We start from the raw sequence: 15,106 nt of genomic DNA, 5'->3' as shown, positions 1-15,106 counted from the left end.
GGTTGGGTGTAAATAGATGATAAAAGCAATAATCTTTGATATGGATGGCGTTATAATTGATAGTGAACCTATTCATTATGATTCCAACAAAAGAATATTTGAAGAATTAGGAATTTCAGTAAATAAAAATATATATAGCAATTATATCGGCGTTAGTAATCAAGAAATGTGGCAAGATTTAAAAAACGAATTCAATCTTTCTCAAAGCGTAGAAGAATTAGTTGAGAAGCAAAGTCAAGAAAATCTTGACTATATAAAAAAATATGCAAAAGAACCTATAGAAGGTGTAGTGGAGGTGTTGCAAAAACTCAAAGAAAGTAATTTTAAGATAGCTCTTGCCTCATCTTCCCCTTTGAGATTAATAAAAGAAATCGTTTGTAAATTTGATATAGAAAAGTATTTTGAAGTTGTAACGAGTTCTGAGTTTGTCAGCCGAGGTAAGCCTAAACCTGATTTATTCATTTATACCGCTGGATTGTTGAAAGTTCTACCAAATGAATGCCTTGTTATTGAAGATTCAAAAAACGGTGTTAAAGCGGCAAAAACTGCTGGAATGAAGTGTATAGGTTTTAAAAATCCTAATTCACTCGGTCAGGATTTGTCAAAAGCCGATGTGGTAGTAGAAAAGATGAGTGAAATCACTGTGCAGCTAATAGAAAAAATTGGTTTAGACGAAGTTCCTTATTAAGGTTAAGGAATTAATAAAGAAAAATCATATTCAAAACCTAAAAAAAGCCAAAGGTCTTTATTTCTAAGCAATGCCTGACAAAGGAAAGTCGGATTATTTCCTAATTTAAGATGTCCTCTCCAGATGTTTTCAACCTTAGTTTCACCAACAGGTCCTTTTTCGGAATATTTTTTGAAATTTTCTTTTGTGTAAGGTGTATTTATATCAACTTCTCCTTGCAATAAATGCTCATAACTTATTCCAAATTTTTTACCTTCAATAAAAAATCTAGTTAACTCTGAATCAGGGCCACATGGAAACCCAAGAAAGTAGTCTATGGTAACTGATCCCATCGGTGCTTCTAGATTTCTCCAAAGGGGATAAGTTAGATCTTTATAATTTTCATTTTTGTTGTAAAGCCACGTAGAAGTTTTGTAAAATTCAGTTCCTAGAATTAATTCATTGACTTTTTTCTTTCCTCCAATCATAAATCCATAAGCGTTTGGATCACTATCAGATGGTTCAGTTGATAATTGATACTGATCCAAAAGAAATTCAGAATATAGCGTGTAATCTTGTATTTTAAAAGTAGAGGAAAGATATCCAACAACATTAGAATCACTTTCGTAAATATTATGATAAACTAAAAATGGGTTTATATCAACAAAAGTAAGATCGGGCGTATAAATAAGTGCTATTTCTCCAACCTCTAATAACAAAGAAGAAAAAAGATCTAAAGATAATTTCCTTGTTACAAACGTTTTCTTCCTATTTGCAGCTTTTGGATGGGGAGAAGCCAGTATATATTCGTAACCAAAATCTCCTAATTTTGTATCCCAATCTAATGAAAACATTATATGGTCCATATTTGGAACCCTATCGTTGATTCCAAGAGAATACATTCCTTCTCCCCATTTTAATCTTCTTCTTCCCATAGAAAAGTCATAAAAACCGTTTGAGAATTCAAAAAAAGCTTCGTAAGGGATGTTTGAATCAGGTTGAAAAGAATAATTTTTACTAAGAGGTAAATTGTTTGAACTATTACTTTCTAAATAAAAAATACTTGCGTCTGGAATTATAGGCACAGAAATAAAAAATAGATCATTTTCTGAAAAAGAAGCTGAGTATTTAATTTCAAAAAAAGGGGGAAGATAATCATACATTTCCCAACCAAGGATATCATTTCCATCAGGTACTTCGTCTATTTCATAGTTTTTAATGATAATACTTGGCGAGAAAGTAAAATCAAAATTAACTTTTGAAAAAATTAAGTTTACCAAAAAAATCGTAATAAAAATTACTAGAAATAACTTTTTCACCATTTAACTCCTTTAGGAATAAAACACGTTATCAACGAACCAATCTATATGCATCAATTTTTCGTCTTCAATGTCCGCGCCTTCATCAACTCTTACTTTTCCCAAGTTATCCAAAATTTTCCCTCTAAAAGGATGAAACCTTTCTGCTATAATATCAGATTTAATAGTTTCTACTATATTTTTTGTTGTTGAGGGGATCAAATCGCTTATTGGGGCTAAACATACTACACCACTTTTTAATCCACCCCAAAAATTTTCTATTTTTTCTGAACCTGAAAACAATCTAAAGAGTGAGAAATTGGACCCTCTTAATACATCTTTTATGATACTTTCATAATACACACCCCAATTCCAAACTACAGAAGTTAGATGAGTATTCGGTGCATAATCTTTCATATCGAAATGATAGCCGATATTATATATGTTATTTTCCTCTCCAACTTTACAAACTTCAGGAGAATCTTGATGATGAGTTAAAACATCGACTCCGATTTCGTTTATTAAATACTCTGCCGTGTTTCTTTCATATTCTAAGTTACGCCACACGTTTGTCCACCCAACGTGTACCTGAGCTTTTGAATTAACCGCTTTTGCCCCTAATGCAAATGCATTTATTCCCATTATTACTTCAGGTATACCATACGAGGCAACGTATCCTATTTTATTGCTCTTTGTTATACTTCCAGCGATCATACCTGATAAAAACCTAGGTTCATACATTCTTCCAAAATATGTATTTATATTTTTTGTTGTTCTATAACCTGAAAAATACATAAATTGAACGTTATGAAATTTATTTATCTTTTCATCCCTTAAAAAATCAAGACTCGTTGAAAAGATTAAGTCAAATTTCTCTTCCTCAACTTTTGAGAGTATTTCTTCATACTTTTTTAAATCTGATATATTTTCAAAACATTTAGTAGTAATTTCCTTTCCCAGCCTATCTTGAACATATCTTCTACCTAATTCGTGAGAGTAAGTCCATGCAGATTCTTCGATAGAGGTATTGTATAAAAAGGCAACTTTCAATGTTTTCCCTAAAAAAATTTGGGGCAGTTTAAATAATGGTTCTGATGGAACTTCTGATTCTTCTCTCATTTCTTCAACCAATTCACTTACTTGATCTTTCATTTCTCTCTCTATAAGAGGTACATTCTCTAGCCTATACTTTTTAAGATACTCCAGAAAAGCTTCTTCTTCAGAAACAAACAATTCGCCTTTTGCAACTTCTCTGTATACTTTTCTAAAAGGAAGATAAACAGAACTAATTAATTCCTCGTATTTGTTATCTGCAAAATCACTTTTTTTCTGATAATCTTTGATTAATTCATATAATTCTTTGAATTTACCTTCTTTATTGAACCATATCATATTAATTTTTGTTTTTTCATAGAATTCAAGAAATTCGTAGTATATACGAATATTTTGATCATTTTCTTCCCATTTTGGAATTAATCTTGTCACATTTCCCCTAATAGAAAAGGCATCGGAGTATTTTAAAATACTAACTCTCTTATTCCCTTCGACAACATAAAACCAATTTAAATATTCATAAGCAGTAATAGGATCTCTAAGACCTTCATTCAAATGAGATTCGTATAAATTGATCCATTTACTAGCAAATTCAGAATCTGTTTTCATTAGTGGATAAAAGTTTGAAGAGAAAGACACTGCCCTAGAATGATAATACGTTCCTTTGATTCTTTCAATAGGAATATCTATCAACCCAAGATTCTGTTCTTTAACAATTTCTACCTTTTGAATAACGTCCTCTAAGCACGGTAAATAACCATCTTTCCCGTTTGATATATTAGTCAAAAAATCTCTTCTTGCCATTCTATAAGCTTTTTCATATTCACTTCGACTTAAGTTTCTGGAGGTTCTGTACATTTTAACTTCACCCTCTTTTTGCATACTCTCATAACTATATAAAAATATACATCAGATTTATTAATATTTTATGTGATAAAAAAAGGCTATTATTTTAACATAACTTTTTTAGGTGAACATCTTTTAAATGTTGAAATTTCTATAACCTGTTTTTTTTCTTCATCATATTTAATCAACTTATAAGGCACAGCGTTCAAAAGATATGAAATTTTATTTTGATATCTGATTTCAAAATCTAGCTCTTGAAAATAATAACTAGGATGAATATGCCCATATATCCAAATCTTTGGGAATGCTTTTATGTAGAATTCTCCAAGGGCTTTTGAAGGTGTGTGAGATTGGCCATATTTTTTAATGGTATTTTTTACATAAGGAGGATTGTGAGAAACCATTATATCAATTAATCTATACCTATTCCCTTTAAATGTGGTGTTAAAAAGTATTTCTCTTTTAAATCTATTTATATCTTTTTCTTTGAAATAAAATGGTCTAAATCCGTATGATAGAGCCCCTGAAAAACCGCTTAAAACAATATCTTTTTTCATAAATTTTTTTAGGTTCACAATGCTGTGGTTTAATACATAAACTCCCTTGTAAACTTTTGAGAAAGAATTATTTTCTTCCTCATAATATTTCTTATAATACTTCTTATCATGGTTACCATGCACCATAACACTAAAAAAAGGTTTGAACTCATTCATCAAATAATCAATATATTTTGGAGAAAGATCCCCTGAGCATATTAACAAATCAAATTTTTTGTTATTACTGTTATGTATATAAATTTCTTCATCTGAGACAGCTATTATATTTGTCATTTTTCATTCCTTATTCATAACTTTTATTCATCGATATAACCCAAATTTTTTAAACGTTTTTTTATTGCTTTTATTTCTTCTTCCGTGAGAGTTTCTATTTCTTCATTTAACTTTTTTTCTTTCTGCGTTTTTTGTATTTCTTCAGATGATACCAAATCTCTTAAAACGTAAACAACAAACTCAGTAACACTGGAATAACCAGTGTTTTGAACTATTAATTTCAATTTATCATACAATGGTTTAGGAATTTTCAAAGTAACTTTGTCACTCATCGTATCACACTCCAGAATTGTTCTTTTTTTATTATAACATCTTGTTGTTTTTTCTACAAAATTGAAAAGTTGTTGACCAATAATTAATTTTGCTCTAAATCAAGCTATTTAAGGTATATTTTTCAAACTATCAAAAATATGCTATCATTTAAAAGAAATTTTCAAACAAGGGGTTTTTCGATGAATAAAAAATTAATTATTATTGGACTAGACTGTGCCTCCCCAAATTTAGTTTTTGATGAGTTTTATAATTTTTTACCAAATTTAAGAAATATTATGGAAAACGGAGTCTACAATGAACTAAAATCAACTATTCCACCAATTACTGTCCCTGCTTGGATGAGCATGTTTACTGGAAAAGATCCTGGTGAATTAGGTATATATGGATTTACTAATAGGCGGGATTATGGTTATTATTCTCATTCTCTAGTTTCTTCAAAAAGTGTAGCTTATAAGAAAATATGGGATATATTTGGTGAAAAAGATAGAAAAAGTATAGTGATTGGTGTTCCGTTGACTTATCCGCCTTTACCTTTAAATGGTTATATGGTTAGTGGATTTCTGGCACCTTCGCATAAATCGGAGTACACTTATCCAAAAAATTTAAAATATGAACTAGAAAAATACGTTGAACCTTTTATTTTTGATGTTGAAGAGTTTAGAATTGAAAATAAAGAAAAGCTTCTCAAAGATATATATAGGATGACAGATAATCACTTTAAAATATTCAATTATATGATTAAGAATAAACCTTGGGATTTGACCATAATGGTTGAAATGGGAACCGATAGGATTCACCATGGTTTTTGGGCTTTTCACGATAAAAAACACCCAAAATATAGAACGAGTAAATTTAATAGCGTTATTAAAGATTACTATGTTTATTTGGATAATAAAATAGGAGAACTTTTAAGTAATATCAAAGATGAATATGACTTAATTGTAGTTTCCGATCATGGAATAAAACCCATGTATGGTGGGATCGCTATAAATGACTGGCTAATTCGTAAAGATTATCTGATTTTAAAAGAAAATCCTAAAACACCCCTTTCAATAAACAAGCTAATTAAAAATGAAAAAATAGATTGGGAAAGGACAAAAGTTTGGGGAAATGGCGGATACCATGGTAAACTGTTTTTCAATATAAAAGATAGAGAACCGAAGGGGATTATAACAGAAAAAGAATTGAATAAATTTAAAAAACAATTGATAAAAGAATTGAAAGAAATAACGGATGAAAATGGAAATAAAATGGACACAAAGGTTTTTGAACCTCAGTCAATTTATAAAGAAGTCAAAAATATTCCTCCTGATTTGATTGTTTATTTCGACAATTTATCCTGGAGATGCCAAGGTTCAATTGGCCATAAAAACTTTTATATTCATGAAAATGATATAGGTCCTGATGATGCCAATCATTCTCAAGAAGGCATTTTTATAAGTAATAATAAAAATTTAAAAGTTAAAACTATAACTGATCTTTTTGATTCTGTGGTTGAATACTATTTATAAGTTTAAAGAAGTATCATTCTGATACTTAAAATCGTTATAACTCCTCCAAGAGAAACCATAAGAGCTTTTGCAGGAATTTTCTTTGTCACAAGTGCTGCTATGGGAGCTGCTAAACCTCCCCCGATTATCAAACCAACAATGACACTCCAGTTAAACTGTGAAAGTAAAGCAATAAAAGCGATAACTTCTGAAACAGTTACGAAAAATTCAGCTGCGTTTACAGATCCTATAGTTTTTCGAGGATTCTTACCATCTGATACTAACGTTGAGGTTACGATTGGGCCCCAACCCCCACCACCAATAGCATCAAAAAAACCCCCTAAAAGGCCTAAAATAGAGTAATGCCTTCTTTTGGTGATTTTTTCTTCACTTTTTTTATGGAAATTAATAGATTTAAATAATATCCTCAAACCCATAATTAATAAGTATATTCCAATAAATGGTTTAACCTTATCCCCATCCAAATTTGATAGAATATAGGCTCCTATAACCCCACCTATTATTCCAGGGATTACAAGTTTTTTAAATAAATTTTTTTCCACATTTCCCAATCTAAAATGAGAAACTCCTGAAATAAGGGTGGTAAAAATTTCTGCAAAATGAACTGAAGCACTTGATATTGCAGGAGGAACACCCACAGATAACAATAAAGAATTCGAAATAACTCCATACGCCATTCCCAAAGCGCCATCAACCATTTGAGCCAAAAATCCAACTATAATAAAAAACCATAATGTTTCCATTAATTTCTCCCCCTCGAACTCTTTTTAGAATATTATACTCCAATTGGAGGGTACATTCAAGTTAAATATTTTTAATTTTTTTGAAATTTAAGGTAAAATATATTATATTGTAGTAATATTTGAAAATCTATATTAAAGGAGATGAGTCTTGATGATTAAGATTACAGTCGTTGGAGCGGGTAATGGTGGACAAGCTTTGGCTGGATATTTAGCTATGAAGGGTTTCGATGTTGCACTTTATAATAGATCTAAAAGAAGAATCTCCCCTATAATAGATTCTCACTCAATAAGAATAGAAGGACAAGTAGAAGGAGAATATAGTGTTACTTTTGCAACTACAAATATGGAAGAAGCTATAAAAGGGAGAAAACTTATAATGGTTGTTGTTCCAGCCTTTGCTCACAAAGAAATAGCTAGAAAGATGGCACCTTTTCTAGAAGATGGACAGATAGTTGTTTTGAATCCTGGAAGAACGGGTGGGGCATTGGAATTCAAAAAAGTCTTAAAAGAAGAAGGCACAGAAAAAGATGTAATAATAGCTGAAGCTCAAACTTTTATCTTTGCTTCGAGAATGTCAAACCCTGGTGTTGCAAAAGTGTTTAGGATTAAAAATGCTGTCCCTGTTTCTGCACTGCCAGCTACAAGAAATTCAGAACTTGAAGAAGTGTTATGCAATGTTATGCCTGAGTTTAACATTGTTAAGAACATCATTTATACAAGTTTTAATAATATTGGTGTGGTATTTCATCCCGCTACTTTGATATTAAATTCAGCAAGGGTAGAAACTACTGCTGGAAAGTTTGAATTCTATTTTGAAGGTATTTCACCTTCGGTTGCAAAAATTTTAGAAAAAATTGATGAAGAGCGTTGCAATGTTATGAAACTTTTTAATGTTGTACCTATGACCGCCAAAGAATGGCTCAATTATGCTTACGATGTTACTGGAAGTAATTTGTACGAAGCCATAAGAAACAACGTTGGATACAGGGGAATATACGCTCCGCCAACACTCAATAATAGATATATATTAGAAGATCTACCAATGAGTCTTGTTCCTATATCCTCTTTTGGTGAAGAATACGGAGTAAAGACAAAAACAATTGATTCAATAATAAATCTTGCTAATATAATGATGGACAAAAATTTTTGGAAGGAAGGAAGAACCGTAAAGGATTTAGGATTAGAAGGGAAAAGCATAGAAGATATATTAAGATACGTTGAGGAGGAAGATTGATGAAAAAGATCTTAGGTGCATCAATCGGAAGCGATGTTCATACCGCCGGCCTTTTTAATTTTTTGAATTTAGCAAGAAAAGAAGGCTATGTTGTTATCAATTTGGGAAGTGCTGTTCCCATGGATTTATTAATAAAAAAGATAGAAGAAGAAAGGCCTGAGATTGTGTCTATAAGTTATCGTTTGGGAGAAGAATCTTTTGAAAAGCTCTTAAAGGAATTTATCAATAGGATTGAAAATATTCCTGACTTTAAAAATTTAAAATTCATTTTTGGTGGAACTGTAGAAACTTCAGAAATAGCAAGAAAATCTAATTTTTTTCAAAAAGTTTTCGATGGTTCAGAAGAGGAAGATGAAATCGTTTTGTTCCTAAGAGGAAAATTAAAAGAAGACGAAACGATAAATTACCCTCAAAGTTTATCTGAAAGAATAAATTTTAAATCTCCTTACCCTTTAATTAGACATCATATTGGTTTACAAACTGTCGAGGAAACTATAGTAGAAATAGAAAAATTAGCGGAATCAGAACTTTTGGATATAATATCTTTAGCCCCTGATCAAAATTGTCAACAACACTTCTTTGATCAAGATAAAATGGATCATAAACAAGACGGGGCTGGAGGGGCTCCCCTACGAACCAAAAATGATTTCATTGAGATGTACAAAGCAAGTAGAAGAGGGAACTATCCTTTAGTTAGATGTTATTCAGGTACAACACATATATTAGAGTTTTCAAAACTTCTAAAAGAAAGTATTAACAACGCATGGGCTGCAATACCAATTTTTTGGTACTCCGAATTAGATAGAAGATCTGAAAGAAATTTGCTTGATGCAATAAAAGAAAATATGGAAGGTATAAAGTGGAATGCGGAAAACAAAGTCCCTGTCGAGATTAACGATTCTCATCAATGGGAGTTAAGATACGCACACGACAGTTTGACCGTTGCAACTGCATACCTAGCAGCATATGTAGCAAAAAAAATAGGGGTCAGATGGTATATCCAACAATACATGATGAATACCCCTCCAAAACTTTCACCAAAGATGGATATAGCAAAAGCTATTGCAAAATTAGAATTGGTAGAATCTCTTAAAGATGAAACATTCATTCCCTATAGAATGGTAAGAACAGGACTACTTTCATTTCCCGCAGATCCAAATAGTGCGATTGGACAGTTAGTTTCTTCAATGTTTTATGCATCGTACTTACAACCCCATATAATACACGTTGTTTCATATTGCGAAGCTATGAGAAGAGCAACATCTAAAGAAATAATTGAAAGTGTAAAAATGGTAAAAAGGGCAAACACTCTAGCGAATCAAGGGTTACCAGATTTTTTAAGTGATCCTGTTATAAAAGAAAGAGTATCATATCTTAAAGAAGAGGCTATGACAATTATTGATAAAATTAAAAATTTTTCTTCCAATGCAAAGGATCCTTTAATTGATCCCGAAACTCTTTATTTAGCCGTTAAAAAAGGCATTTTAGATGCCACTGGTTTACAAGGAAATAGCGTTGCTAAAGGTGAAATAAAAGTAGATCTAATAAATGGAGCCTACGAAATAGTTGACGAAAATGGACGTGTAATAAGAGAAAAAGAAAGATTAGAAAACATTTAATCATTTTCCCCAAAAGATAACCTTTTTATACCATATGAGATTAAAAATACTGTAAATAAAGTTACTACAATCATTGGTCCTGATGGAATATTTAGATAATAAGAAGAAATTATACCAAAAACTGAGGCACTCACACCTACTATTACTGATATTAATATCATTTGGTTTATACTTTTTGAAAAAAGTTTTGCAATTACTCCAGGAGTTATAAGCAAAGATGTTATCAGTATAATGCCAACTATTTTAACCGATAAAACGATTGTAACAGAAGTTATAGATAGAAATATCAAGTTTATTATATTAGTTGGAACACCAAATATTTTGCTCAATTTTTGATTGTAGGCATAATATTTTAGCTCTTTATTAAAAAGGATTATAAAAAATAAGATAAATATATCAGAGATACTTAATAATATTAAATCTTCCAAAGTGATCATAAGAATATCTCCAAACAAAAAACTTTCAACTTCCGGGACATACCCTTTGACAAAAGAAAGTAGAATTATGCCTGTGGCCATTGAAAGAGAAAGCAACATTCCAATAATGCTGCTTTCTTGTATCTTTTCTTGCTTACTCATATAATGTATAGATATTGCAAAAACTAATGCAACGATTATCGATAAAAGATTCATATTAATTCCCAAAAACAAAGCCAGAGCAATAGCTCCAAAAGCAATATGTGCTGCTCCGTCACTTATAAACTCCATTTTTTTTAGAACTATAAAATTTGAAAGTAAAGCACTTCCAAAACCTGAAAGAATCGCTCCAAACAACGCATACCTCATAAAAGGATAGTAAAAAATATCAATCATCTTTGTTGCTCACTACCTTCATCTTTTCATTTATATGTATAAATAGTTCAAAATCTTTTGAATACAAAGTTTTTAAGTCTTCTATACTTAGATCAGCTGTATTTTTGTGGCAATGTAAAGTTTTATTCATACACATAACTTTGTTTGTTTCTTTAAAAACAACGTTTAAATCATGGCTCACAAGAATTATACTTATATTCATGTTATTTTTAATTTTTTTGAGTGTGTCATATAAAATACTTTGGCCTGCTTTATCGATATTTGCCTCGGGTTCATCTAAAATAAGTATATCAGGATTAGAAACCAAAGCCCTGGCAACCATCAATCTTCTATATTCTCCACCTGATAATTTTTGTACCTGCCTATCGTATAATTTCTCAATCTTTAAGAGATCGAAAACCTCTCTAACTTTTTGGTAATGTTCTTTTTTGAACCTTTTAAACAATCCAACTTCTTTATATAAGCCCATTAAAGCTACTTCATATGCCTTTATAGGGAAATCTTTTTCTTTTTCCTCGTATTGAGGTACATATCCAATTTCACCATTTATCTCAAGCTTACCTCTGTAATTTTCAATCTCTCCTACTAAAATTTTAACCAAAGTAGATTTACCAGCTCCATTAGGACCAATGATGCCTACAAAATCTTTTCTATATATATCAAAAGAAATGTCCATCAATATATGGTTGTTCTCCGCTGTATAATTTAGATTTCTTACAGAAATTAGTGGATTACTTTTCATAGTTAACAACTCGGATTATCTCGTATAAATTATATAAATACAAAGATTCTAAATCAATAATATTTTCATTACTACCTAAAGGATCCAACACTCCTGTTCTTAAATTTAAACTTTTTGCAAGAGTATTTACTGCCCTATCACTAAGCTGCGGTTCATTAAAAATAGCTTTAACATCCTCTTTATTAGCCAACTCAGTTAACTCAATTATCTGTTTTGGGGTAGGATCAACACCAGGGGAAATCTGTAATACTCCGATTATAGGAATGTCATATCTTTTTGCGAAATATTCAAAAGCATTATGTACTGTAAAAATTGATCCAGAAATCGTTTTAGCCTTCTCTTTTAAATATTTATCAAGTAATTTTAATCTATTAATTAAATTTTGAGCGTTTTGTTCATAAAATTCTTTACTTGTTGGATCTAATTTAGAAAATTCTTCAGTCAGAGAGGGTATTACATAATTATACATCAAATAAGGATCAAGCCAAATATGTGGATCATAACCAAATACTTCATCATCTTTGTGACCAGTTTCGTGTTCGTCGTCGTCTTCATGAGAATGGTTTGAAAAAATAAACTCTTCTTTTGGTATATAACTCGAAACTTCTACTATTTTTAATCCTTCTTTATACAGATTATCTGATAACTTAGAAATAAATACTTCTAACCCCATTCCATTTATAATAAGAACATCGGAATCATATATAGGAATCAATTCCTTTGGAGTTAAAGAATAAGTGTGGGGGCTTTTACCAGGAGGAACTATCAAATTTACATTTCCCTTTTCTCCAACAATTTCCTTGCTTATATAGTAATACGGCAATATAGAAGTTGAAACATCTAGCGTAAAAGTCACAACAGAAACTAAAAATAATAATAAAATAACGGAAAATTTTTTCATCTTATTATCCTCCTTCATCTGCTTTATTTTAAATTTTATGAACTACTTTTTTGACAATCTTTGCATATTCCTTCAAAATATAATGTGTGACTGATAATTTGGTAACCTAACTTTTCTTTTAAGTATTGACTCATTGATTCAGAATAACAAATATCAAACTTTTCGAACTTCTTACATTTAATACAGTAAATAAAATGAAAGTGTCCCTCTATTTTGTAAAAATATTTAATTTTATCTGAAAAAACAATAGATTTTATCGTTCCATCTTTTTCAAATTTTTTAAGGTTTCTATAGATGGTTGATTTGTCGTAATCTTCATCCAATATTTCATAAACTTCTTCAGCATTTAGAGGGAAATCGTATCTTTCTAATATTTCCAAAATATCTTTTCTGGCTTTAGTACTTTTCATTGAGATTACTCCTATGTTTTTTTATGCAATTCACTTGCATTTGCAAATGAGTTGCATGATTATTATACATCAAATTTGAATTATTGTCAACTCTTTAATGTGATATAATCTAATAAAAAGGATAGAATTAGCGTTTTCGAAAATATTTTTTATTCACAAGTAAACAGGAGGGAAATTATGGGTGCTACGTCACAATTGATATCTGTTATTAGTGGTGGGATTGGTATTATATTTACTTTTTTTCTGGTTTTTAATATATTAGAAAAATCAAGTGGAAATGACGTTATGCAAAAGCTTTCAAAGATTATTCAAATCGGGGCTAGATCTTTTTTATTTTCTGAATACAAGATCCTTTTTTTGGTAATAATTTTGTTCGCACTCTTCTTGTTGATAGCAAATTCTTTGTCAATGGCATTATCTTTTCTTCTCGGATCAATTTTTTCTGTTTTGGCTGGTTTTTTTGGAATGTCTATAGCAACTAGAGCGAATGCAAGAACCACTCATGCAGCACGAAGTAGCTTAAAAGAAGCTTTAACCATTTCTTTTAATGGTGGAGCCGTTATGGGAATGACCGTAACATCCCTTGGATTAATGGGGCTTGGTGCAGTCTTCTTCCTTGGCGGGGGAAACACTGAATTAATGAGTGGCTATGCAATGGGAGCTTCTTTTGTTGCCCTTTTTGCTAGAGTTGGTGGAGGAATATTTACCAAAGCAGCCGATGTCGGAGCAGATCTAGTAGGTAAGGTTGAAGCTAATATTCCAGAAGATGATCCCAGAAATCCCGCAGTTATAGCAGACAATGTTGGAGATAATGTTGGAGATGTTGCTGGAATGGGGGCGGATTTGTACGAATCATACGTGGGTTCAATATTTTCTGCTTCAGTATTGGGTGGTATAGCTTTTTCGATAAAAGGTGCAATTTTTCCATTTTTCGTTGCCTCTTCTGGTTTATTATTATCGATTCTAGGTATAATTAGCGTAAATTATTATATTAAAAAAACTAAAGACTTAAAACCTGAAAAAGCTCTGCACTTTGGTACTTATACTACAGCTTTTCTTCAAGGAATTGTAGTTATATTATTGTCTAGATTCTTTTTGGGATATTATGATGCTGGTTTGATAGTAATTTTAGGGATGATAGTAGGAATTCTTATAGGTATTTTCACAGAATATTATACTGCAAAAAAACCTGTCAAAGAATTAGCAAAAAGTTCTCCATCAGGTGCTGCGCCATTAATTATTAATGGTCTCGCATTGGGTATGGAATCTACTTTTTTTCCAATTCTTTTAATAGGGATAGCTATTGTCATATCTTTCAATTTCTATGGATTATTCGGAATAGCTATTTCATCCGTAGGAATGCTTTCTACCTTGGGAATGAGCTTATCAATAGATGCTTATGGGCCAATTGCTGATAACGCTGGTGGAATTGCTGAAATGGCTCATCTTGAACCTTATGTCAGAGAAAGAACCGATAAGTTAGACGCAGTTGGAAATACTACCGCTGCAATGGGGAAAGGCTTTGCTATTGGTTCAGCAGCTCTAACTGCACTTGCTTTATTCGCTTCTTACTTGCAAGTAACCAATATATCCTTGGTAGATCTGAATAATGCGAACGTGTTTACCGCTCTTTTGATAGGCGGAATGCTTCCATTCCTTTTTTCCTCTTTAGTAATGAAGGCTGTTGGAAATGCAGCTAATCTGATGGTAGAAGAAGTTAGAAGACAATTTAAAGAAATTGTAGGTTTAATGGAGGGAAAAGCTGATCCTGATTATGGTAAATGTGTTAAAATTGCAACCAATGGAGCCCTAAAATATATGATTTTGCCCTCTTTGATTGCTGTTATAGCCCCTATTTTGGTGTTTTTATTTTTAGGTAAAGAAGCAGTAGCCGGGATGTTAGCTGGAACTACCGCATCCGGAGTTATGTTGGCAATATTCATGGCAAACTCTGGAGGTGCTTGGGATAATGCGAAAAAACATATAGAAGAAGGAAATTATGGAGGTAAAGGTTCTTTAGCTCATAAAGCATCTGTAATTGGAGATACTGTAGGAGATCCTTTAAAAGATGCAGCAGGACCATCTATAAACATATTAATAAAACTCATGTCTATTGTTTCAATAGTTATTATTCCTGTTTTAATGAGATTTTTTGAATAAATATTTT

The 15,106-nt window shown here is 31.3% G+C and carries 14 protein-coding genes; 5 read left to right on the top strand and 9 right to left on the bottom strand.

Going from position 1 to position 15,106, the window contains the following annotated elements; all coding sequences use genetic code 11:
- Nucleotides 1-16 precede the first annotated feature (16 nt).
- Nucleotides 17-688 (top strand): HAD family phosphatase, encoded by a 672-nt coding sequence (locus PW5551_RS02425; RefSeq protein WP_113074202.1) that lies wholly within the window; start codon nt 17-19, stop codon nt 686-688.
- Nucleotides 689-690: 2 nt separating this feature from the next.
- Here the strand turns inward: PW5551_RS02425 and PW5551_RS02420 are convergent, their stop codons facing one another.
- The 4 genes from PW5551_RS02420 to PW5551_RS02405 form a co-directional block, all read right to left on the bottom strand.
- Nucleotides 691-1,947: a hypothetical protein gene (locus tag PW5551_RS02420; protein WP_233488404.1), complete on the bottom strand. Its 1,257-nt coding sequence runs from the start codon at nt 1,945-1,947 to the stop codon at nt 691-693.
- A 51-nt stretch (nt 1,948-1,998) separates the two neighbouring features.
- Nucleotides 1,999-3,876, bottom strand: coding sequence for a BMP family ABC transporter substrate-binding protein (locus PW5551_RS02415; RefSeq protein ID WP_158526115.1), 1,878 nt, complete (start codon nt 3,874-3,876; stop codon nt 1,999-2,001).
- Between the two features lie 89 nt (nt 3,877-3,965).
- Nucleotides 3,966-4,694 (bottom strand): metallophosphoesterase, encoded by a 729-nt coding sequence (locus PW5551_RS02410; RefSeq protein ID WP_113074196.1) that lies wholly within the window; start codon nt 4,692-4,694, stop codon nt 3,966-3,968.
- A gap of 23 nt (nt 4,695-4,717) precedes the next feature.
- Nucleotides 4,718-4,966, bottom strand: a complete 249-nt coding sequence (locus tag PW5551_RS02405) for a ribbon-helix-helix domain-containing protein (RefSeq protein ID WP_113074194.1) — start codon at nt 4,964-4,966, stop codon at nt 4,718-4,720.
- 180 nt (nt 4,967-5,146) lie between these two features.
- On the opposite strand from PW5551_RS02405, the gene PW5551_RS02400 reads away from it, so the two are divergent.
- Entirely contained in the window at nt 5,147-6,478 is a 1,332-nt protein-coding gene (locus PW5551_RS02400) for an alkaline phosphatase family protein (protein ID WP_113074192.1), read from the top strand.
- A 2-nt stretch (nt 6,479-6,480) separates the two neighbouring features.
- Here PW5551_RS02400 and PW5551_RS02395 read toward each other — a convergent pair whose 3' ends face one another.
- Nucleotides 6,481-7,221: a sulfite exporter TauE/SafE family protein gene (locus tag PW5551_RS02395; RefSeq protein ID WP_113074190.1), complete on the bottom strand. Its 741-nt coding sequence runs from the start codon at nt 7,219-7,221 to the stop codon at nt 6,481-6,483.
- Nucleotides 7,222-7,375: 154 nt separating this feature from the next.
- Here PW5551_RS02395 and PW5551_RS02390 point away from each other — a divergent pair, with 154 nt between their 5' ends.
- Nucleotides 7,376-8,455, top strand: a complete 1,080-nt coding sequence (locus tag PW5551_RS02390; protein ID WP_113074268.1) for an NAD/NADP-dependent octopine/nopaline dehydrogenase family protein — start codon at nt 7,376-7,378, stop codon at nt 8,453-8,455.
- Nucleotides 8,455-10,074 carry a cobalamin-dependent protein gene (locus PW5551_RS02385; RefSeq protein ID WP_113074188.1) on the top strand — a complete coding sequence of 540 codons (1,620 nt, stop codon included), beginning with the start codon at nt 8,455-8,457 and terminating at the stop codon, nt 10,072-10,074. The genes PW5551_RS02390 and PW5551_RS02385 overlap by 1 nt, the downstream gene beginning before the upstream one ends.
- On the opposite strand, the gene PW5551_RS02380 is transcribed toward PW5551_RS02385, so the two are convergent.
- From PW5551_RS02380 to PW5551_RS02365, 4 genes are read right to left on the bottom strand one after another with little or no spacing between them, the layout of a single operon-like run.
- Nucleotides 10,071-10,886: a metal ABC transporter permease gene (locus PW5551_RS02380; RefSeq protein WP_113074186.1), complete on the bottom strand. Its 816-nt coding sequence runs from the start codon at nt 10,884-10,886 to the stop codon at nt 10,071-10,073. The genes PW5551_RS02385 and PW5551_RS02380 overlap by 4 nt on opposite strands.
- On the bottom strand, nt 10,879-11,628 hold the full coding sequence (locus PW5551_RS02375; RefSeq protein ID WP_113074267.1) for a metal ABC transporter ATP-binding protein: 750 nt from the start codon (nt 11,626-11,628) through the stop codon (nt 10,879-10,881). The genes PW5551_RS02380 and PW5551_RS02375 overlap by 8 nt, the downstream gene beginning before the upstream one ends.
- Nucleotides 11,618-12,529 (bottom strand): metal ABC transporter substrate-binding protein, encoded by a 912-nt coding sequence (locus tag PW5551_RS02370; RefSeq protein WP_158526114.1) that lies wholly within the window; start codon nt 12,527-12,529, stop codon nt 11,618-11,620. The genes PW5551_RS02375 and PW5551_RS02370 overlap by 11 nt, the downstream gene beginning before the upstream one ends.
- Nucleotides 12,530-12,564: 35 nt before the next feature.
- A complete protein-coding gene (locus PW5551_RS02365) occupies nt 12,565-12,939 on the bottom strand; it encodes a Fur family transcriptional regulator (protein WP_113074183.1) in 375 nt (124 codons plus the stop codon).
- A 177-nt stretch (nt 12,940-13,116) separates the two neighbouring features.
- Between PW5551_RS02365 and PW5551_RS02360 the strand changes: the two genes are divergently transcribed.
- The gene (locus tag PW5551_RS02360) at nt 13,117-15,099 is read left to right on the top strand and encodes a sodium-translocating pyrophosphatase (RefSeq protein WP_113074181.1); all 1,983 of its coding nucleotides are present in this window, start codon (nt 13,117-13,119) and stop codon (nt 15,097-15,099) included.
- Nucleotides 15,100-15,106 lie beyond the last annotated feature (7 nt).

Origin of the sequence: Petrotoga sp. 9PW.55.5.1 (assembly GCF_003265365.1) — a bacterium.
GTDB lineage: Bacteria > Thermotogota > Thermotogae > Petrotogales > Petrotogaceae > Petrotoga.
This window is presented reverse-complemented; position numbering and strand designations above follow the sequence as displayed.